This window comes from Nostoc sp. CALU 546 (assembly GCF_048836525.1).
Genome location: NZ_JAWJTF010000021.1, coordinates 39,410 through 60,497, shown reverse-complemented (window position 1 = coordinate 60,497; position 21,088 = coordinate 39,410). Strand labels below are relative to the sequence as shown.

Genomic DNA, 21,088 nt, shown 5'->3' with positions numbered 1-21,088 from the left:
TGTTATGGAACTGGGAATGATAGGACTAGGACGAATGGGAGCTAACATGGCACACCGTCTAACCCAGGCTGGACATACCGTCATTGGGTACACTCGTCAGCCACAAAAAGCAGAGGTGCTGGTTCAGGAAGGAGCGATCGCCCGTGGTGTAACATCATTCGTTGAACTCATCGAAGCACTCACGCCACCCCGCGCCGTCTGGCTGATGCTACCCGCAGCGACAGTAGATGCTACCCTACACACTCTCATGCCGTTTCTAGACGCTGACGACATTATCATTGATGGTGGCAATTCTCACTACATTGATGACATTCGTCGTGCAGATCAATTAAAAGTCAAAGGAATTGAATACATTGATTGTGGAACTAGCGGCGGCATTTGGGGGGCAGAACGCGGCTACTGTCTCATGATTGGTGGCGCATTGGCGGTGGTGAAATATCTTAACCCCATCTTTGCAGCGCTGGCTCCTGGTGTATCAGCTGCACCGCACACCCCTGGTCGTGAGTTAATGGGGGGAACAGCTGAACAGGGCTATTTGCATTGTGGCTCTCATGGTGCAGGGCACTTTGTCAAAATGGTTCACAACGGCATTGAATACGGCATCATGGCAGCTTATGCCGAAGGGTTGAACATTCTTCACCATGCCAATATTGGCAAACAGTTGCATCAAGTCGATGCAGAAACGGCTCCCTTGCGAAATCCGGAATTCTACCAATACGACTTTAATCTCGCAGATATAGCAGAGGTGTGGCGCAGGGGGAGCGTGATTAGTTCTTGGTTACTTGATTTAATCGCGATCGCCCTTCTCAAAGACCCCGACTTAGCCAACTTCGAGGGGCGCGTATCTGACTCTGGAGAAGGTCGATGGACACTAATGGCAGCCATTGAAGAAGGAGTTCCTGTTCCCGTCCTTAGTACAGCCCTCTACACACGATTTAGCTCTCGCGGTCAATCAGACTTTGCCAATAAACTCATCTCTGCGTTGCGCTACGAGTTTGGTGGGCATCTGGAAAAATGACACGGGAACGCGAGGACGCGGGGATTTTAATCAGCTTTCTTCTCCTCTGCTCCTCTGCTCCCCTGCCCCCCTGCTTCCCCTGCTTCCCCTCTCCGCGTCGATATGGAGGTTAATCATGGCAGCTTTACTCTCCGATGCCCTGGTATTTTTTGGGATCACAAGTGATTTAGCCTACAAAAAAATCTTTCCTGCCTTACAGGCGATGATTCAGCGCGGTCATTTTGACATTCCAATTATTGGAGTGGGTAGGCGAGATTGGAGCATCGAACAATTACGATCTTATGTGCGTAAGAGCCTGGAGGAACAGGTAGGCGTTGATGAGGCAGCTTTCCAGAAACTGTGTTCATTACTTTACTATATTTTTGGTGATTATAGCGATCGCGCCACCTATGATAAATTATGCCAGGTACTCCAAATAGCTGAAGCTCCTCTGTATTACTTAGCCATTCCTCCCAGTTTGTTTGCGACGGTTGTCGAAGGGTTAGGTCAATCAAGTTGTGTAAAGAATGGTCGCGTTATTGTAGAAAAACCCTTTGGACGCGATCTAGAATCGGCTAGAATGCTGAACTGCATTCTGCACTCTATCTTTCCCGAAAGTCATATTTTTCGGATTGACCATTACTTGGGAAAAGAACCAGTCCAAAACCTTCTCTACACTCGCTTCGCCAATTCATTACTCGAACCGATTTGGCATCGCGTCAGTATTGCCAGCATCCAAATCACGATGGCTGAAAAATTTGGCATCGATGGACGGGGACAGTTTTATGAAGAGACAGGCGCTATTCGGGATGTGGTGCAAAATCATCTACTTCAAGTGACGGCGTGTTTAATGATGGACCCGCCCATCAACGAGCAGCATGAAGCCATCCGAGATGAAAGAGCGCGATTGCTCAAATCCATAGATCCAATCGAACCCTCAAATGTAGTGCACGGGCAGTACAAGGGCTATCGCCAAGAACCTGGTGTAGCTCCTGATTCCAAGGTCGAAACCTTCGCGGCAGTTAAGCTCAACATTGATACTTGGCGCTGGGCTAGCGTTCCGATTTACATTCGTGCAGGCAAATGTTTACCGAGTACAACTACTGAAGTTGTGGTCAGGCTCAAGCGTCCGCCGCAGGATGTTTTTGGCGAGCGTGCCTTTGGATTAGCAAATTATTTCTACTTTCGTCTTAGTCCAAATGTGCTGACTGCGATCGGCATTCGCTCTAAAACCCCAGGCGACGGAATGGTGGGTAGCGAAGTCGGACTAGTCGCTCAAGTCGAGCATGGCAATGAGATGAATCCCTACGAGCGGCTTTTGGAAGATGCCATGAAAGGCGACTCCATGTTATTTGCTCGCCAGGATGAAGTAGAAGCACAGTGGCAAATTGTCGCTCCTATCCTAGATCGAGCAACCCCTGTTTACGAATACGCACCTCATACCTGGGGGCCTCCTTTGGCGGATAGCATGATTCCCCCAGATGGCGGTTGGCATAATCCTAATGAGACGTGATATCTTCCTATAGTGTACTCGAAGAGTTGGTATTGGTTTTCAAGTTTACTCATTAATGCATCTCTCCCATGTCTCAAATCGCAATTATAGAAGCCTTCGCCGAACTAAATTTCCGGCAGTCCCATTTTTTTCATCACCTCTAGCAGCAGAACAACATCATCAGTAAAAGATGCTCTGCTTCATGATTGTGTACTTAATCATTAGGTGAGCGTCCGGTTCACTATGTCTTGTCACGCTTTTTGAACCCCAGAAAGAGCGTGAGTGCATTAAAATTATCCACTGAATTTTTGATTCAGTGGTGCTTCTAGGTCGTGAGTTCAAGCTACCACTGATTGTAACTGCGAATTGTGAATTGGTAATTGCGAATTGGATTGACAATCACAGCCTGTGTGACCACAGCCTTGCCCATTGGGATGATTATTGGCACATTCTTCTCCACAGTAAGCTTTACCATCTTTGATGACAGCATCAGTCAGAGAAACAACGCATAGGCAAGATGGACAAGCACATTTCATTTGAGTAACGGTTGTAGTCATGGATAACATCAAATTTGTTTTGAAGTCATATTATTGAATTGTTTAATAAATAACCATCTGTCTCAAGTAACTATTAAGCATCGCCAAACTTTTCGGTCTACTGACAATTATCTATGTCATTTTTGAATCTTCTTTAGTTTTTATTAGGAAATAAGATGCGTTTCCCCTGGACTACCTCCTACCTTCTGCCTCCCAGCATCTCCTCAGATTTTCCTTAGATTTACCAACTAGCGTTAGTGTTCAAGTTCAGCAAACAATGTCTATGTTATGGAACTGGGTGGGAGCCAACATGCCACTCTAATGTAGGCTGGGTAATACATCGGCGCACCGCAAGGTTCTACCTATGTCCGTCCCGGTGATGTTTTAATCTTATATGGTCGCTTTGCTGCGTTCAGTGAGCTTGATTCACAACAAGCGGGAATTTTGGGAGAATATGCTCACAAAGATGCGATGGGCTATGCCCCGCCGTAGGCGATCGCAAATCAGCAGAGACTCCTTTGAGAACACGATCGTCAAGATTCATAAATACCAGTTTCCACCTAGCAGTCTGCCAAAAAAAGTTGAAAGTCAAACGTTAAGTGTGAGTTCATAAAGCACGGAAAAGTCAAATCATGACTACACAGAACATAACAACTTTGTCATCATCTCCAGCCCAGACCGAATTAAAAACCCCAGGTTATCAAGGCTGTCAATCAAGGAGTCTGCACGACTTGGAAATACCCGAAGTGGATTTGTTTACTCCACTAATAATTCGAGATATCACCTTGCCAAGTCGCGTGGCGATGTCACCAATGTGTCAATACTCAGCAGAGAATGGATTTGCTAACGATTGGCACTTCGTCCACTTAGGGAGTCGGGCTGTGGGAGGAACTGGTCTGATTATGGTTGAAGCGACAGCCGTAACACCCCAAGGACGGATTACACCTGGCGACCTTGGGCTTTGGGACGATAAGCAAATCGAGTCACTAACTCGCATTGTGCGCTTCCTTCGCCAACAGGGATCTGTTACAGGGATTCAATTAGCCCATGCTGGAAGGAAAGCAAGTTGCAATGTTCCTTGGTTGGGTGGTACGCCACTGACACCCGAACAAGGAGGTTGGCAGCCTGTCGCACCTAGCCCAATTCCTTTTCAAGAGAACTCTCCTGTACCAATACCCCTCGATGAGCGTGGTATTCAAGAAGTTATCTTTGCGTTCGTTGCAGCAGCGCAGCGTGCCCTGCAAGCAGGTTTTCAAATGATTGAAATCCACGCAGCACATGGATACTTATTGCATTCTTTTCTTTCACCACTCAGTAATCGCCGAACAGATATTTACGGCGGTTCGTTGGAGAACCGAATGCGTTTATTACTGGAGGTAGTAAGGCGAGTACGAGATGTTTTGCCCAACGGGATGCCGCTTTTTGTGCGCCTCTCGGCTACCGACTGGGTAGAGGGAGGTTGGGATCTCCAGCAATCAATTATATTGTCCCGTGAACTAAAGACTCTGGGCGTTGATTTGATCGATGTTTCCACAGGAGGTTTAGTACCTCATGCCAGAATTCCAGTGGAGAAAGGCTATCAAGTACCTTTTGCTGCCAAAATCCGAGAAGAGGCTGGGATCATGACAGGAGCTGTGGGGCTGATAAATGAGGCTGAGTATGCCGACCAAATAATTACTCGTGGGTGTGCAGATTTGGTTCTCATCGGTCGAGAATTACTCCGCAATCCATACTGGTCGATTTATGCCCGTTGTAGCTTGGATGAAGAACCTAATTGGCCTGTGCCTTACGGTTATGCAGTTAAACGACAGAGAAGGTGAAAAATTTGGCGTTGCACAACAGTGGGATCAACTAGAGAAGGCAGGGGCATCAGTGAGAGGTTAAGGTAATTGCACATTTGTCAAGAGGGTGCAGGAAAAGGCGATAAATCAAGCTTGGAGACTGGCTTTGGCAGGGCTTTGACTACTCCTAAGTCTTGATTTTCTGGGGCAGCAAAGTACTTAATCGGGTCAAATATATCGTGAAATGCTAGAAACAGAGCGAGAGTTGGCAGATGTGGCAGAGCACATGCTGATGGGAGTTGCGACTCGATATGGCAAAAGCAGTGTAGAGTACGGCATGGCGGGAGGAGTTCCTAAGAACCAGCGCCGCAAGGGACTGCGAGGCGAGTCGTCAACTTCCAGTTCACAGCAACCGTCATTTGTTGCCAGTGTGGACAGCAACGGGAATGGAAAAAAATCAGCAGCAACAAGTTAGGATGTGCGCTATTCCTCAAAATTTTGTCAACAAACTTAAACTACCGTCCCCACCAGGAATCAAACACAGGACTTACGCAAAAATCGCCACAAAGCTTAATTTATCGTTCGCGTAGCGTGCCGGAGGCATACCGCCAACGCGAAGCGTCTCGAAGAGAAGAACGCCGAGAATTCATAGAGCGTGCGTAAGTCCTAAAACAGCTTAACGCTTGCCTTCAATGGCGATCGCAGTTTCCAGGTATCGGCTCAATAAGTCGGGGTAGCGAATAAAAGTAAGAAGAGTTGCTAGCATCCGATTTCGTGAGAGTTAACTATATTTTTCTAAAGTAGGCATTGTATTTACATGCAAAGGTTTTACTATAAAGTTTGAGGCGATTGAGAGAATTTTTCTCGAATAATAGTACCCAATTCGGGGATTTTACAACAGAGAGAAATCCGGTCATGTATGTACTCAAAGAAGCTGATTCCCAATTTACGAGTAGTTGCAACAAGAGACATAAAAATGTCCCACGCCTTAGTACCCTCACTCGTTTGAGTGGCGTAACTAATTTTTCGTCGCTGCACCATAGTTCTAGCAGCTAATTCCGCCGGATTATTATGCAACGGTAATTCTGGATGTGACAAGACTAGCAAAAGTTCGGATTCTTTTGCTGCTGTTAATTTTTTTCGCTCATCTAATTGTTTATATCCAGTTTCCGTACCAAATAACTTCCAGAATTTAGACTTTAATTTCTGTTTTGTGTCTAGGTTTGGGGAATCTCTGTAAGCTACTAATTCTCGGTAGTAATCCCAAAATTCCCCAAGAAATTTGTCTAACGTTTGTTGATAAAAACCCACAAATGGACTTAACTTTTTATAATGTCTTGCTTCATGCACCCAACATAATGCCAAATTATCTGTGATTAATTTGAACTGGGGTGCATCATCGCACACCAGAAATTCTATCACTGGTATTTCCGATTGCTGATGATAGAATGTAATTGCCGCACCTTCTAAAACACGAGTGCGGTGTTGAGCACCTAGCTTGCTTAAATACTTATCCAGCAATGAATTAAACTCTGATTGTATAAAAACTTTTTCTTGAGGTAACAATTTAATTTGATTGTGCCATTTAGTTGGGACATTAAAACTTGTGAGCAACTCGTAAGTCAGCTCCCCTAGAACGTATTCCAGCTCTTGTGTGTTTTGCAAGACTCCTATTACGCTTAATCGGTCTTTCTTTGCTGTAGTTGAGTAGACTGTGTAAAAGGGGTTACAAATTACATTCGTGGTCTGATTTACTCCTTTAACACGGGCACTTGTTTGGTCTATATGTTGCCATGAGCTACTTTCTAACCCAGATGTATAGACTTGATTAAATTCCGCTTCAAAAGAGAGTGCGTTTTTAATTAGTAGATTTGATAAATAGCCTGCGGACATTGAGATCCCAATATTCTCCAAAAATTCCAGCAATTTACCTTGGGTCATATTGCCACCATAATATAGGCTCATCACTAAAGCCTTTATTCCTGGTCCAAATTCTCCATCGTAACCAGGTGGTAAAGATGCTAAATATGTTTTTCCCTCACTTGGCGAGTAATATTTTTCTTTCCGGAATAATACGTTATCAGTTTTAAGTGAAATATCTTGAATGATTACCTCTTCGTAGCCTTTGAACTGTGCATCAGCTGGTAACTCACTCGATGGGTAATCAAGAATTTCTGTCCTGTCTACTTTTATACTCTGATTTTTGCTACTTTTAGTATGTTTTTTTGGAGTATGTCGTTCTTTCTCGGATGAATGATTGCTCTGGAAACCTTTTTGTTTATTGCTTTTTATATCTGGTTTTCCCTGTTCACCTTTAAGACGATTGTTTTCGTCCCGCAATTTTTGGTTTTCTTCACGTAGTTCTTTAATCTCTAATTGTTGCTGCTCTATTACGTTTAGCAGAACAGTTAATATATGCCGCAATGACTCATCTGCAAACTGTGATGGGTCGATGGTTTGCAACAATTCCTCTACTTGTTTTTCTGGAGATTGCTTTTGCGCCATGTGATATATTCTACGACGCTCTGTGCATCTATCTACTTTTTCTTTTTTGCACTACCCCTATTTCTTGAGCGGATACGTTTCCAGGAAGGCATATTTAGGCGCTTAACCATTGTTAATCTTGGTATTTGACAAAAAAGCGGAAGTAGCCCCCGCCCATTTTTCGATGCCGTTCCATCTATTTACTGAGTCTACAGCAGCAAGTCAAAAATGCTGAAGGCGCGCTCCCACTGCATCGTCTGGGGGTTCTTGAGATCAGGATCGATGATCTTGAAGGTGCGGGCAAGTGCCACACTAAGTCCACCCACGATGTCTGGAAGCCGTGCCTCGGTCTCTTTACTGTAGTCCAGGTCGAGCAGTGGCCGCGTCGTCATGTAATCCAGTATGGGCTTTAGCTCAATCTCCTCGTTGATCTCCTTGAAGTTGTGAATTCTCTCCTCCAGTCCCTTTGTAATAGGTACATCAAAAGGTTCGATGATGTCGCGCCCGTTCGCCTTCGCCGTAGCCTGGCCACGAAGGAGAAGATCGTAGGTTTTATGATTGACGAAGTCGCTGTAACGCTTAAGGTCGTTCTTGTCCACGTCTAGACCTGCCACAGTGCGGAAGAAGCGCTCGAATTTAGAAATACTGATTACTGACATGATTTAAATCCTCTTTGAGAACATTAAACAACCTCAGTGTTTAACGGTTGAATTGAGCAGATGCTAATAACCTTGAACTTAGTACTGACGGCTCTCTTCAGTCCGCTCCAATGAGGTTTTATTTCAATACAGTTCGGTTAATAGTAGCCGCACCCTTTAGCCTGTGAGCTAAATCTCACAACCAATCACATTTGCAGTGCTTTGCAACTCAGCCGATATCTGCAACTATCAGTACATCCCACCATCGTACTCAATTAAGCTGAACCTCAACAGAAATTCTTGCACCCCGGTTTTTGCCATACAACTGACAAAAACTTTAGTTGTGGGTTTAAAGCCCACTCACTAATGTACCTACTGCCTCCTGCCTTCTCAACAGGAGAATAGCCTATGGCAGCCGTATCGCTGAGTATTTCGACAATAAAACCATTGGGCGATCGCATCTTTATTAAGGTCGCGCAAGCGGAAGAAAAAACTGCTGGGGGAATTTTATTGCCCGACACCGCCAAAGAAAAGCCACAGATTGGAGAAGTGGTGCAAGTCGGCCCGGGGAAGCGTAATGAGGATGGATCTCGTCAGCCAATGGAAGTGAAAATTGGCGAGCGAGTTCTCTATTCCAGATATGCCGGAACCGACATTAAACTCGGTAGCGAAGAATACGTGTTGTTGTCTGAAAAAGATGTCCTGGCGATTGTGGAGTAAGCAGCTTTCAAAGGGACTGAGTATTGGGGAAAAGAGAGCAGGGGGAACAGGGGGAGATAAAACTCCTAACTCTTGTACAGACGCGATAAATCGCGTCTCTATTCAGCACTACTGAAAACATCCTAATTAAAATTAACAAGGACAACATTTCTATGGTAAAGACAATTCTGTACAAGGACACGGCCCGTTGGACATTGGAAAAAGGCTTTGACGCTCTGACCGAAGCCGTCGCTGTCACCCTCGGTCCCAAAGGGCGGAATGAGGCTACATTTCGCCTTACTTTGTGACTGATCCAGAGCGAATGGAGGCAGTACTGGAAGAACCCCACATTTTAATCACCGATCGCAAGATTACAATGGTTCAAGATTTGGTGCCGATTCTGGAGCAAATTGCTCGGACAGGCAAACCCCTACTAATCATTGCGGATGACATTGAAAAAGAAGCTTTGGCAACTTTAGTTGTAAACCATTTGCGCGGTGTGCTGCGAGTCGCGGCGGTGAAGGCTCCCGGCTTTGGCGCTCAACGTAAAGCCATGCTGGAAGACATCGCAGCGCTCACAGGTGCTCAGGTGATTAGCGAAGATACGGGCTTTAAGCTAGAAAATGTCAGGTTAGAAATGCTTGGTAAAGCCCGGCGAGCGATCGTTACCAAAGACGACACAACCATCGTGGCAGAAGGCAACGAAGAAGCTGTCAAAGCTCGCATCGAACAAATTCGTCGCCAAATCCAAGAAGTTGAATCCTCCTACGATAAGGAAAAACTGCAACAACGGCTGGCGAAACTGGCAGGTGGTGTCGCGGTGATTAAGGTCGGTGCTGCCACCGAAACTGAACTCAAAGACCGCAAGCTACGTCTAGAAGATGCAATTAATGCCACCAAAGCCGCAGTTGAAGAAGGAATTGTGCCCGGTGGCGGTACAACAATAGCACACATTGCTCCCCAGCTTGAGGAATGGGCAAAGAGCCAAATGAAGGATGAAGAGTTGACGGGCACTATGATTGTGGCTCGCGCCCTTTATGCTCCACTACGTCGCATTGCTGATAATGCTGGTGCTAATGGTGCGGTGATTGTGGAGCGCGTCCGTGAACTGCCCTTTGATGAGGGATACGATGCCGTTGCTAATAAATTTGTGAATATGTTCGAGGCGGGCATTGTCGATCCAGTGAAGGTGACTCGTAGTGCTTTGCAGAATGCTGCATCTATTGGTGGTATGGTGCTGACCACTGAGGGTGTTGTGGTAGAAAAACCTGACAAGCAGGCGAAAGCGCCAGCTGGTGTCGGCCCTGGTCCTGGCGAAGGCTTCGATTATTGAGGAGACTGGGTATTGGGGAGCCAGTCGCGTGCGGAGAGAAGTGCAGTCTTTGGGAGACACTGCGTTGCGGAGGTTCCCTCCGTTGTAGCAAGTGTCGTCTTTGCCCAAGTGGAGCAACTTCGGAGGGTTTCTCCCGTTGAGCGAACTGGCGTAACTGAGAAAGGTTAAAGGGAAGTTATTTGTTTTTCCCCTTACAATTTTGCCTTGTCCCAATCCCCAATCATCATAATTTCCTCAGAAAGTCCTTAGATTTCTTCTCTATAGTGTCAATAGAGTTCAGCACTGGAAGATAGTAACGCTGTTTCAGCAACTGACAAAACCCAGTCTAATGCAGAATTCTAAACACTCAAGTATAGATCATCAGGAGACTTAAAATTATGGCACTCGTTCGTTGGGAACCTTTCCGAGAAGTTGAAAGTTTGCAGCGGCAGTTAAACCGCTTGTTTGATGAGATAGCACCGACAGGTCGTAGAGAAGAGGAAGGCATTGCCTTTATTCCCTCCGCAGAGATTCAAGAAACCCCCGATGCGGTTCATCTCAAGGTAGAAATTCCCGGTGTAGACCCCAAAGACCTAGATGTGCAGGTATCGCCAGAGGCAGTGTCTATTTCCGGTGAGCGGAAATCAGAAATTAAAACCGAAGAAAGAGGCATCACCCGCACCGAATTCCGCTATGGCAGGTTTCAGCGCGTAATTCCGTTGCCTACCCGTGTCCAGCACGATCAGGTGCAAGCAGAATACAAAGATGGCATTCTCAAGCTGAGGCTGCCCAAGGCTGAAGAAGATAGGAACAAGGTTGTGAAAGTAAACTTAGGTGACGGGCACAGGGGCAACGGGCAAGGGCAGTGACGCAATGTTTTCCAAAGCACTCCCTTAAGAGCAGGAGGTGACAACATGATCACAACAGCAATGGGCGAACTTAGCCTCCCAGTTAGCGATGCCTTCTCTTTCAGAGACGCTACTGCGAACGGCACACCTGAAGGTGAACGCGACCATATCCGAGGGACAAAAAACGCACCCGTCACCCTCGTGGAATACGGAGACTATGAGTGTCCCTATTGCGGTCGTGCCCATTTCATCATCAAAGAACTCCAGCAGTTGACCGGGGATCTCATGCGCTTTGTCTACCGCCACTTCCCGTTAACTAGCGTGCATCCCCACGCCGAGCAGGCAGCAGAAGCAGCAGAAGCCGCTGGGGTGCGAGGTAAGTTCTGGGAGATGCACGACCATCTCTTTGAACATCAACAGGCGCTCGATCGCAAACATCTAATAGAATATGCCGCTAACCTCGGTCTTGATGTGCCTCGGTTTAGTCACGAACTCGCCGAGCACGCCCACGCAGCCAAGATACGCGAAGACTTACTCAGCGGAATCCAGAGCGGGGTCAACGGCACGCCGACTTTTTTCATCAACGGTGTGCGCCACGATGGCTCTTACGACCTCCGCTCATTGTTAGCCGCGATTCAAAACGCAGCCGAATCCTGAGTGCTAAGGAGCCAGAGGGCAGAAGGTTCAAGGATAGATTCTTCCCTCTGCCAAAAGGTCACAAGCCCACGCCAGTTTGCTCAAGTCGGGAAACCCTTACTTTCAGAAGCCGTTGTTAAATCCCCTAAATTTATTTATGGGGATTCCCCTTCTGCCCTCTGACTTCTTAATACCATTTATTCAACTTGTCCTGAATCCAGACTCTCAATTTTTTATCCCAATCTTTGAAGGAGGTTACTAACAATGGCAAAAATCGTTGGTATTGATTTAGGAACTACCAACTCCTGTATAGCCGTAATGGAAGGTGGACAACCCGTCGTTATTCCGAACACAGAAGGCGGTCGCACAACTCCGTCTGTGGTTGCTTACACCAAGAAGGGCGAAAAACTTGTCGGGCAAATTGCCAAGCGCCAGGGTGTAATGAACCCAGAAAACACCTTTTATTCCGTTAAGCGGTTCATCGGGCGCAGGTATGATGAAGTCACCCAAGAGGCAAAACAAGTTACTTACAAGGTGGTACGTGACAGTAATGGCAACGTCAAGCTACACTGTCCCGCTCTGAACAAGGAATTTTCACCCGAAGAAATCTCGGCTGAGGTAGTCCGCAAGCTGATAGATGATGCCAGCACATATCTGGGGGAACCAGTGAGGCAAGCGGTAATTACCACCCCTGCCTATTTCAATGACTCTCAGCGGCAGGCTACCAAAGATGCTGGTAGAATTGCCGGGATTGAAGTTCTGCGAATTATCAACGAGCCAACGGCTGCTGCCCTCGCCTACGGACTTGACAAGAAAACTAACGAAACTATCTTGGTATTTGACTTAGGCGGTGGGACGTTTGATGTGTCTATCCTGGAAGTCGGCGATGGCGTGTTTGAAGTGAAAGCTACCAGTGGCGACACCCACTTGGGCGGTGATGACTTTGATAAGAGAATCGTAGACTGGTTAGCAACCGAATTCCAGCGTAACGAAGGCATCGACCTCCGTAAAGACAAACAAGCCCTGCAACGCCTCACCGAAGCAGCAGAAAAAGCCAAAATTGAACTGTCAGGCGCAACACAGACGAACATTAACTTACCTTTTCTTACTGCAACCCCGGAAGGCCCGAAACATCTAGATATAACCTTAACGCGGGTACAGTTCGAGCAAATGTGTGCCGACTTATTCGATCGCAGCCGCATTCCTGTCGAACAAGCTCTGCGCGATGCTAAACTGAGTCCCGCAGATATTGACGAAGTAATCCTAGTGGGTGGTGCAACTCGAATGCCGGCTGTCCAGCAACTGGTACGGCAGATAATAGGCAAAGACCCACACCAGGGTGTCAACCCGGATGAAGTCGTAGCAATGGGTGCAGCGATTCAGGCGGGTGTGCTTGGGGGTGAGGTAAAAGACGTACTGCTCCTAGATGTTACGCCGTTGTCGCTGGGTGTTGAAACTCTAGGTGGTGTGACGACCAAGATTATTCCGCGCAATACCACTGTCCCAGTGAAGAAGTCCGAGGTGTTCTCAACGGCGGCTGATGCACAAACAAACGTAGAAATCCATGTTCTGCAAGGTGAACGCGAAATGGCATCCGACAACAAGAGCCTGGGAACCTTCCGACTAGATGGGATTCCTCCAGGTCCCAGAGGTATGCCACAAATTGAAGTTACCTTTGACATTGATGCTAACGGGATTCTGTCAGCAACTGCCAGAGAAAAAGCCACAGGTAAAGAACAGTCCATTAGCATCACAGGTGCGTCTACCCTCGACAAATCTGAAGTAGAACGGATGGTGAAAGAAGCCGAGCGCAATGCGGAAGAAGACCGTAGGCGGCGCGAACAAATTGATACCAAAAATATGGCGGATTCTGTCGCCTATCAAGCCGAGAAACAGCTTCAGGATTTGGGTGACAAAGTGCCACCAGCAGACAAGTCCCGCGTGGAAGGCTTAATTCGAGACTTGCGTCAGGCAATTGAGCAGAACAACATCGATCGCATGAAGTCTCTCACCAACGAAATTCAACAAGCCCTGATGCAAATCGGCACTGCGGTCTACTCACAAGCAGGCGCATCTCCAGATGGCGGTACCTCCGCAGACGGACAACGCAGTGGTGAAGATGTCATTGATGCAGACTTTGTGGAACAAAAGTAACAAGACGCAGTGAGCAGTCCGTTGCTCTGGTTCTCAGAGTTAAAGGAACTGCTTTAGGGAGCCTGCGTGCGTCACCCAGAGGGTGACGCAGTGAAATTTTATCAAATACTCTCTTCCTATCCCCGCATCCTTAAATCTGCGCCACATTTCGTGATGTTATCTAGTTCTTTAATTTGGAGTAATTTTTATGACTTCTACATCTGAAAAAACCGCCCTCAAAAGTGTCTCTGCTATCTTCAAAGATGAAAAGAAGATGCAAGAAGTGGTTGAGCGTCTAATCAATCGCGGTATTCCCAAAGATCACATTTCGATTATTGGTCGCAATTTCCATGCTGAAACTCGCATCTCCGGATTTGTGACTAAACAAGATGTGATCTTGGATGGACTCGCCACCGGAGCGATTTTTGGATCGCTGTTTGGTTCTCTGTTGGCTTTACTTACGGGTGTGGGTGTGTTGTTCATTCCCTTTTTGGGAACCGTAGTAGCAGCAGGCCCTTTGGGAGCAGCATTATTAGGAGCGGCAGGCGGTGCTTTGTATGGTTCCTTGGGAGCAGGCATTGGAGCTGCCTTAATCGCAATGGGTATGCCGGAGGACAAAGCTGCTATTTACGAAACACGCCTGAAAGCAGGTGAGTTTTTACTGGTCGCGGAAGTGCCACAAGAACAAGCAGACGAAGTTGTCTCACTGTTAGAAAGTGCGGGTGCGGAAGAAGTCGCTATCACTGACATGAAGATTCCCCGTCAACCAAAAGGTGAACTGGCAGATAATGAGCAGATTTCACCAGAAATTAGAGCAAATCTGTCGGACGACGCGCAAAAAACTTTTGTTGATACCTACAATCGGTCGTTCAGAGAAGCCAATGGAAAAGATAATGCCTTGACGAAGGCTTGGGATCGGGTCAAACAGGTGTTCGATCGCGACGAAAAAGGCACTTATTCCAGGTCTAAAGTCAGATCGTAAATTTCCAGAGTTGCGACCGCGACGAAAAAGGCACTTATTCCAGTCACAAAACAACTTAAAAAACTAGGAGAACCATCATGAACTGATATCACCGACTCCTTAAAGGGCTGCAAGTTTTGATCGTGGGCTTTCTTTTTTCCTCCCTTGAGTACTTGTGGCAGCCAATGCGATGTTGTTGCGCCCCGTGAAACTAGCTGAGGGGGCCTGAAATGAAATTTAGTAGTTCAAACCATAGAAAGAGGATGAACAAGCTATGGTAAGCAATCGTGGAGTAGTCTATATGGGTCCTCGGAAAGTCGAGGTTCAAAGTATCGACTTCCCAAAACTAGTTGACCCTCGTGGCAAGAAGTGCGAGCACGGTGTCATTCTCAAGGTGGTCACCACAAACATCTGCGGTAGTGACCAGCACATCTACCGGGGCCGCTTCGCCGCTCCAGAGGGGATGACGCTGGGTCATGAGATTACTGGTGAGGTCGTCGAGGTGGGCCGGGACGTGGAGTTTATTAAGGTCGGCGATCTCGTCTCGGTTCCATTTAACGTCGCCTGCGGCCGCTGCCGCAACTGCAAGGAGCGGCACACCGACATTTGCATGAACACCAACCCTGACTTCCCGTGCGGAGCCTACGGCTTCAACCTGGGCGGCTGGCCAGGCGGGCAGACCGAGTACCACATGGTCCCCTACGCTGACTTCCAACTGCTGAAGTTCCCCGACAAAGACCAGGCGATGGAGCGCATCCATGACCTCACCCTCCTCTCGGACATCCTGCCCACGGGCTACCATGGGTGTGTCATTGCGGGAGTTGGAACGGGCTCCACGGTGTACATTGCAGGGGCAGGACCAGTGGGTCGGTGTGCCGCCGCCAGTGCCCGCCTCCTAGGGGCCTCCGCCATCATCGTCGGGGACGTGAACCAGACCCGATTGCAGCTGGTGAAGAAGTCGGGTTACGAGACTGTGGACCTGACGCAAGACGTGCCGCTGTCCGATCAGATCGAGTCGATCCTTGGCGTTCGCGAAGTGGACTGCGGGGTGGACGCCGTGGGGTTCGAAGCCCACGGCCATGGGAAAGACGCTGGCGAGCAGCCGGAGGCTGTATTGAACGACCTGATGTCAGTGGTTCGCTTCGGCGGGGGAATGGGCATCCCTGGCATTTATACTAGCTCCGACCCCGGTGGTCCCACAGACCTGGCTAAACAGGGGAAGTTGATCCTCGACTTCGGCAAGGTATGGATCAAGTCGCAGTTCGCCATGTGGGGGCAGTGCCCCGTGATGAAGTACCACCGACTCCTGATGCAGTCCATCATCGGGGGCCGGATGGACTACCTGAGCGAGGTCGCAAACATCGAGTTCATCTCGCTCGACCAAGCACCAGAGGCGTACCGGACATTCGACCAAGGGGCACCGAAAAAGTTCGTCATCGACCCCCACAACAGCACCAAGAAAGCTGCATAGAGCAGGATCATCCTGTGGCAGAAGCAGGTGTTAGAGCCTTTGAAATGAAGTTTAGCAGTTTTAAACCATAAGAGTAGCTCAAAGAAGAAACAACCATGACAACTGCAACCGCAACTCGAACTGACGAGGAAATCCAAAAGGATGTGCTGAATGAGTTGAAGTGGGATTCCCGCGTCCAGTCTACCGAAATCGGCGTGGCCGTCAAAGACGGTGTTGTTACGCTCACAGGCTGGGTCGATTCCTTTTACAAGCGGTGGGCTGCCGAAGAAGCTGCCCACCGCGTCCGTGGCGTATTGGCTGTGGCCAACGACATCGAGGTTCGGCTGCCGGTCTCTGCCGAGCGCACTGACGCCGACATTGCCGCAGCCGCCATTCATGCGCTGGAGTGGGATGCCGGCGTGTCCATCGATAATCTCGATGTCACGGTCTCCAAGGGCTGGGTCACGCTCAGGGGTGTGGTCGAGTGGGAGTACCAGAAGCACGATGCCGAGCGGGTTGTCCGCCGCCTGAAAGGCGTCAAGGGGGTGGCCAACTTGCTCACCATCAAGCCCCGCGTGTCGCCGTCGGAACTCAAGCAGAAAATTGAGCAGGCGCTGGTACGCAGCGCGGAGACCGACGCGCTGCGGATCACGGTCGAGGTGGAGGGGAGCAAGGTCATCCTGAGGGGGGCGGTGCGCTCCTGGGCTGAGAAGCAAGAGGCGGAGCGGGCAGCGTGGTCGGCACCAGGAATCACCTCGGTGGAAAACTGGATCACGATCTCGCCCTAGGACTGACGGTCAGAACGGCCGCCTCTACTATCATCGAAGCAAGCACAAAAGTATGGTGGAACACAGAATCAAGTCAACTATGCAGAAATCACGAGCATCAGCGGAGTCGGACACCCAGCGGATTGAAGCGTTTAGCGATGCCGTATTTGCCATTGCCATCACGCTGCTGATACTGGAAATTCGCGTGCCAGAGTTGAACTCTACGGAGGGAACAACCAACACACTAAGTCTTGCCTCAGCATTATTCGTATTGTGGCCGTCCTACTTCGCCTACATTTTCAGCTTCGTGGTAATTGGAATTTTCTGGGTAAATCATCACTACGTCTTCCAACTCTAGCCAGTGTATAGTAGCGGCGCATAAACATTGTTCGATCGCGACGAAAAAGGCACTCATTCCAGTCACAAAACAACTTAACTAACCGGAACAGATTATGAACTCTCAAACATTGAATCAGCCCGATACTCGTCTTCAGCAGGAAATTGATAAGGAGACGCAAAAGGCAACAGATGAGGCTGAAAAATGCCTAGCTCGAGAAGCGGTTTCCGCCATCAAAGAAACTCGAAATGCAATTAATGCCATTGAGGAGGAAAATACTAAAGCAGCGATCGCTGCTTTAGAACGCGCAACTGGAAAACTTGACATTCTGGTGGCAAGATACCCTCAACTGGGCTTGGTTCCCGTCATGACTCAGGTATCCATAATCGATGTTGCCCCTCTGGATCTTCATGTGATTGAACGAATTCGCACTCAACTTAAGAATGCTTTCAATAACGAAGATTTTCCGACTGCTCGTCAACTTTTGAACAACCTGATGAGCGAGATTCGGACAACAATCGTCAATCTGCCACTAGAAACGTATCCTGATGCTATGAGAGAGGCAGCCCGGTTGTTGAGCAAAGGAAAAACCGATGAAGCCAGAACACTTTTGCAAGTTGCTCTCTCAACCCTAGTGCTAACAGAGAAATCTCGACCAATTCCGCTGCTCAATGCTTACACCCTCTTAGTAGATGCAGTCGATCTAGCAGAGAGCGATCCAGAGCAAAGGCTGAGGTTTTTGAAAGACGCTCGCACTCAACTTAAGTTGGCTCAAGAACTGGGCTACGCCAGAAGTAATCCTGAGTATACAGAACTTGAGCAGGCAATCCAAGATATCGAGCGGCAAGTTAGGGCAAACGAGAGAACCGCAGACCCATTGAGTCGGCTACTGGAAAAATTCTCTAGTTTCTTCAAACGTATATCTGGAACCGCTCCCGCCCAACCAGCTTGATGAAGGTAGAAGGCAGGTGGTCACTGAGCGTAGCCGTTGGCGCAGCCTCTCGTAGAGAAGTGAGGCAGGAGGCGAGAAGAGGATAGGGAGATAGGGAGAATCAAGGGTAATTTTAGTCTTTTCTCCTCCGCTCCTTTGCCCCCCTGCCCCTCTGCTCCCCTGCCCCTCCGCCCCCTACCTTCTTCAATCCAGGTGCAAAACAAGTTTATAAACCAGGAGAATGATCGTGAACCGATATCACAGATTCTTTAGAAGGCTGCAAGTCCTGTTCGTGGGTATTCTTTTCTCCTCGCTTTTATTCATCGCTCCCGTTCATGCAGTTAGCTCTCCTGCGGTATCTCCTGAAAGATTGAATCAGCTTGATACTAGTCTTCAGCAGGAGATTGAAAAGGAGAGGCAACAGGCAACAGCTGAGGCTGAAAGTAAACTGGATCGAGAAGCGATCGCCGCAATCGAAGAAACTAAAAAAGCGATCGCTGCCATTGAGCGGGGAAAGACGACTGAAGCAATTGCTGCCCTAGAACGAGCAACTGGAAAAATTGACATTCTAGTAGCACAATACCCTAAACTAGCTCTAATTCCGGTGGCGGCTGAGGTAGCGATAATCGATTTTGCCCCTCAGGATTTTAATTTGGTTGACCGAATTCGCAAACAAGTTAAGTCTGCTGTAAATGCAGAAGATTTTCCGGCGGCTCGCGAACTGTTGAACAACTTGATGAGCGAGATTCGCACAGCAATCGTCAATCTGCCATTAGAGAGATATCCAGATGCTACCAAGCAGGCAGCTCGGTTGTTGAACGAAGGCAAAATTGATGAAGCCAAAGGCGTGCTGCAACTTGCGCTCTCAACTTTAGTGGTGACAGAACAAGCTCGACCCCTGCCGCTAGTCAAAGCCCATACCGATCTAGTGACTGCGGTTACTTTAGCCCAGAAGGATCGTGACGCAGCACAGAGGTTGCTAGAAGATGCTCGTACCCAACTCAAGTTAGCTCAAGAACTAGGATATGCCAGAGGCGATCGCGAGTATGCAGCATTTGACAAAGCAATTAAAAATCTAGAGCGGCAAGTTAAGGCACGTGAGAACATAACAGGTGCATTTGCCAAGCTTCAAGAACAATTTTCTAGTTTCTTCAACCGAGTATCCGAAGTTGTTAAACCAGATGATTCCCCGAAAAGGGCAGAAGCCAGAAATGAAAGGGAAAAGGTTAAAGGGTAAAGGGAAATGGCACTAAGAAAAGCGTAAATCCTTGGTATTCCTGGCTTTTGGGTGTGGGGAATTAAGAAGATGTTGAACTCCTTGACGCAGTTGCATTCAATTATCTTAAACACTACCCCCAACACTCTGCCCTGACAAGGTTTCACCTTTTATTCGTGCCATTCGGGTAAAGGGTAAAGGCATAATAAATTACATTAATATTACTTTCTTGCCCTTTTCCCCTTACCCTTTCCCCTCATCTTCCTCATGCCCCTGCCCCCCATCTCGTTAATCTCAAGAGGTGCTGATGGTTGCAGTAACCGATTTCAAAGATTATTACCCAATTCTCGGTGTCAGTAAGAACGCCACTCCGGAGGATATCAAAAAAGCCTACCGGAAATTGGCACGGAAATATCACCCGGACTTAAATCCTAACGATAAGCAAGCGGAAGCGCGGTTCAAAGAAATTAACGAAGCTAATGAAGTGCTGTCCGACCCGGAAAAACGCCAGAAGTATGACCAGTATGGTCAGTACTGGCAACAGGCTGCGGCGGGTGCACCTCCACCCAGAGGGGCGGGTACACAAGGTTATGACTTTAGCCAGTATGGCAACTTTGATGATTTCATTGATGAATTGCTGGGAGGGTTAGGTCGCAGTGGCGGTCGTACAAGGCAGCGCGGAGCTAATTATCGCACAACAAGACCAGAAGGATTCCGGGACTACGTAGATTTTGGGTATGGAGAAGACCCCTCCAGCCGCTTCACTAATGTTCCTGCACAGGATACGGAAGCGGCGATCGCTCTCACTTTTTCTGAAGCGTTTCACGGTACACAGAAGCGGCTACAAATTGATGGAGAAACTATCACTGTTCGCATTCCGCCGGGAGTAAAATCGGGAAGCCGCATTCGAGTCAAAGGCAAAGGACAGATGAGTCCTTTTAGTCAGCAACGCGCTGATTTGTATCTGACAATTGAATTATTGCCCCATCCTTTCTTCAAATTTGAGGGCGACAATCTTGCTTGCGAAGTACCTGTCAGCCCAGAGGAAGCTGTACTTGGCGTACAAATAGATGTTCCTACGCCTGATGGCAAGGTAACGATGAAGATTCCGGCTGGTGTGGATTCCGGCCAAGCACTGCGGCTACGTGGCAAGGGCTGGCGCGATCCAAAAGGTAATCGTACCGCTTTGATCGTGCGGTTAAAAATTGTGACACCCAAAGATTTGAGTCCCCAAGAAAGAGAGTGCTATGAAAAATTGCGACAAGTTAGCAGTTTTAATCCCCGTCAAGGCTTAGAAGAGGTGCGATTATGATTTCTAATCTGAGTTTGTCTAGTGTGGTGTGGTCAGAAACAGGCGATCGCCTCTATAGTTTCGAGCAAGCCGCCTACCTCACCCAAACCTCGGTTTTGTTACTAGAACGATTTGCCCGCCTGGGATTAATTGAACCTGTAGGAATCATGCTGCGCCGACAGGATATGTTTCGCGTTGTGCAGATTCAAAGGTTGCACCGCGATCTGAACTTGAATTGGGTCGGAGCAGCAATGGTGCTAGATATGGTAACTGAAATTGCCCAACTCAAGGCGCAACTGCGTGCCTACCGTGCTGAATTACGTTAGCAAGAAAGGCAGAGGGCAGGAGGCAGAAGGCAGAAGGGAAAACTGAAGCCTGCACTCTGCCACGACCGTAGGGAGTAAGGGTTGAAGCCCCACTCCAAATCAGAGATTTTGGAGTCATGCAATCAGTGTAGGCTTCAGACCTACACTGTATTGCAAACCTTCTGCCCTCTGTTTTCTTCACCGCAGCTTTAGCGACGCAGGAGCGTCACTATGAATTACGAATTGGTTTGACTGCCTAAATAATTTATTTCTC

20 protein-coding genes and 2 pseudogenes are annotated in these 21,088 nt (G+C 48.1%); 18 read left to right on the top strand and 4 right to left on the bottom strand.

Going from position 1 to position 21,088, the window contains the following annotated elements:
* Window positions 1-4: 4 nt before the first annotated feature.
* Window positions 5-1,018, top strand: a complete 1,014-nt coding sequence (gene gnd / locus RRG12_RS13180; protein ID WP_420759595.1) for a phosphogluconate dehydrogenase (NAD(+)-dependent, decarboxylating) — start codon at window positions 5-7, stop codon at window positions 1,016-1,018.
* Between the two features lie 115 nt (window positions 1,019-1,133).
* Window positions 1,134-2,510 carry a glucose-6-phosphate dehydrogenase gene (gene zwf, locus RRG12_RS13175; RefSeq protein WP_420759594.1) on the top strand — a complete coding sequence of 459 codons (1,377 nt, stop codon included), beginning with the start codon at window positions 1,134-1,136 and terminating at the stop codon, window positions 2,508-2,510.
* A gap of 317 nt (window positions 2,511-2,827) precedes the next feature.
* Here zwf and RRG12_RS13170 read toward each other — a convergent pair whose 3' ends face one another.
* Window positions 2,828-3,046 carry a metallothionein gene (locus tag RRG12_RS13170; RefSeq protein ID WP_099070196.1) on the bottom strand — a complete coding sequence of 73 codons (219 nt, stop codon included), beginning with the start codon at window positions 3,044-3,046 and terminating at the stop codon, window positions 2,828-2,830.
* Between the two features lie 391 nt (window positions 3,047-3,437).
* Window positions 3,438-3,569: a hypothetical protein gene (locus RRG12_RS13165; RefSeq protein ID WP_268743815.1), complete on the bottom strand. Its 132-nt coding sequence runs from the start codon at window positions 3,567-3,569 to the stop codon at window positions 3,438-3,440.
* 88 nt (window positions 3,570-3,657) lie between these two features.
* On the opposite strand from RRG12_RS13165, the gene RRG12_RS13160 reads away from it, so the two are divergent.
* The 3 genes and pseudogenes from RRG12_RS13160 to RRG12_RS13150 all read left to right on the top strand — a co-directional run bounded on the left by RRG12_RS13160 (window position 3,658) and on the right by RRG12_RS13150 (window position 5,469).
* A complete protein-coding gene (locus RRG12_RS13160; protein WP_420759593.1) occupies window positions 3,658-4,845 on the top strand; it encodes an NADH:flavin oxidoreductase/NADH oxidase in 1,188 nt (395 codons plus the stop codon).
* Window positions 4,846-5,035: 190 nt separating this feature from the next.
* Window positions 5,036-5,281: pseudogene (locus tag RRG12_RS13155) on the top strand (hypothetical protein); the annotation flags it as partial.
* A gap of 23 nt (window positions 5,282-5,304) precedes the next feature.
* Window positions 5,305-5,469, top strand: coding sequence for a hypothetical protein (locus tag RRG12_RS13150; RefSeq protein ID WP_420759592.1), 165 nt, complete (start codon window positions 5,305-5,307; stop codon window positions 5,467-5,469).
* Window positions 5,470-5,637: 168 nt separating this feature from the next.
* On the opposite strand, the gene RRG12_RS13145 is transcribed toward RRG12_RS13150, so the two are convergent.
* Both RRG12_RS13145 and RRG12_RS13140 read right to left on the bottom strand, forming a co-directional pair.
* A complete protein-coding gene (locus RRG12_RS13145) occupies window positions 5,638-7,311 on the bottom strand; it encodes an IS66 family transposase (protein ID WP_420759591.1) in 1,674 nt (557 codons plus the stop codon).
* Window positions 7,312-7,499: 188 nt separating this feature from the next.
* Entirely contained in the window at window positions 7,500-7,949 is a 450-nt protein-coding gene (locus RRG12_RS13140; protein ID WP_016863622.1) for a DUF1931 family protein, read from the bottom strand.
* A gap of 387 nt (window positions 7,950-8,336) precedes the next feature.
* Here RRG12_RS13140 and groES point away from each other — a divergent pair, with 387 nt between their 5' ends.
* The 13 genes and pseudogenes from groES (at window position 8,337) to RRG12_RS13075 (ending at window position 20,835) form a co-directional block, all read left to right on the top strand.
* Complete coding sequence (gene groES / locus RRG12_RS13135; protein WP_420759590.1) at window positions 8,337-8,648, top strand: co-chaperone GroES; 312 nt, start codon at window positions 8,337-8,339, stop codon at window positions 8,646-8,648.
* A gap of 262 nt (window positions 8,649-8,910) precedes the next feature.
* Window positions 8,911-9,960 (top strand): annotated as a pseudogene (groEL, locus tag RRG12_RS13130) (chaperonin GroEL); the annotation flags it as partial.
* Between the two features lie 377 nt (window positions 9,961-10,337).
* Entirely contained in the window at window positions 10,338-10,808 is a 471-nt protein-coding gene (locus tag RRG12_RS13125; protein ID WP_011316759.1) for an Hsp20/alpha crystallin family protein, read from the top strand.
* A gap of 45 nt (window positions 10,809-10,853) precedes the next feature.
* Window positions 10,854-11,444 (top strand): DsbA family protein, encoded by a 591-nt coding sequence (locus RRG12_RS13120; RefSeq protein WP_420759589.1) that lies wholly within the window; start codon window positions 10,854-10,856, stop codon window positions 11,442-11,444.
* Between the two features lie 243 nt (window positions 11,445-11,687).
* Complete coding sequence (gene dnaK / locus RRG12_RS13115) at window positions 11,688-13,577, top strand: molecular chaperone DnaK (RefSeq protein WP_420759588.1); 1,890 nt, start codon at window positions 11,688-11,690, stop codon at window positions 13,575-13,577.
* 187 nt (window positions 13,578-13,764) lie between these two features.
* Window positions 13,765-14,538 carry a ChaB family protein gene (locus tag RRG12_RS13110; protein WP_179075976.1) on the top strand — a complete coding sequence of 258 codons (774 nt, stop codon included), beginning with the start codon at window positions 13,765-13,767 and terminating at the stop codon, window positions 14,536-14,538.
* Window positions 14,539-14,791: 253 nt separating this feature from the next.
* The gene (locus RRG12_RS13105; RefSeq protein WP_420759587.1) at window positions 14,792-15,988 is read left to right on the top strand and encodes an alcohol dehydrogenase catalytic domain-containing protein; all 1,197 of its coding nucleotides are present in this window, start codon (window positions 14,792-14,794) and stop codon (window positions 15,986-15,988) included.
* A 95-nt stretch (window positions 15,989-16,083) separates the two neighbouring features.
* Window positions 16,084-16,755 carry a BON domain-containing protein gene (locus tag RRG12_RS13100; protein WP_420759586.1) on the top strand — a complete coding sequence of 224 codons (672 nt, stop codon included), beginning with the start codon at window positions 16,084-16,086 and terminating at the stop codon, window positions 16,753-16,755.
* 52 nt (window positions 16,756-16,807) lie between these two features.
* Complete coding sequence (locus RRG12_RS13095; protein WP_420759585.1) at window positions 16,808-17,092, top strand: TMEM175 family protein; 285 nt, start codon at window positions 16,808-16,810, stop codon at window positions 17,090-17,092.
* A 94-nt stretch (window positions 17,093-17,186) separates the two neighbouring features.
* Window positions 17,187-18,023: a YfdX family protein gene (locus RRG12_RS13090; RefSeq protein WP_420759584.1), complete on the top strand. Its 837-nt coding sequence runs from the start codon at window positions 17,187-17,189 to the stop codon at window positions 18,021-18,023.
* A 220-nt stretch (window positions 18,024-18,243) separates the two neighbouring features.
* The gene (locus RRG12_RS13085; RefSeq protein ID WP_420759583.1) at window positions 18,244-19,239 is read left to right on the top strand and encodes a YfdX family protein; all 996 of its coding nucleotides are present in this window, start codon (window positions 18,244-18,246) and stop codon (window positions 19,237-19,239) included.
* A gap of 286 nt (window positions 19,240-19,525) precedes the next feature.
* On the top strand, window positions 19,526-20,530 hold the full coding sequence (locus RRG12_RS13080) for a DnaJ C-terminal domain-containing protein (protein ID WP_420759582.1): 1,005 nt from the start codon (window positions 19,526-19,528) through the stop codon (window positions 20,528-20,530).
* The gene (locus RRG12_RS13075) at window positions 20,527-20,835 is read left to right on the top strand and encodes a chaperone modulator CbpM (RefSeq protein WP_420759581.1); all 309 of its coding nucleotides are present in this window, start codon (window positions 20,527-20,529) and stop codon (window positions 20,833-20,835) included. Before RRG12_RS13080 ends, RRG12_RS13075 begins: the two co-directional genes overlap by 4 nt.
* The last annotated feature ends 253 nt before the right edge of the window (window positions 20,836-21,088 follow it).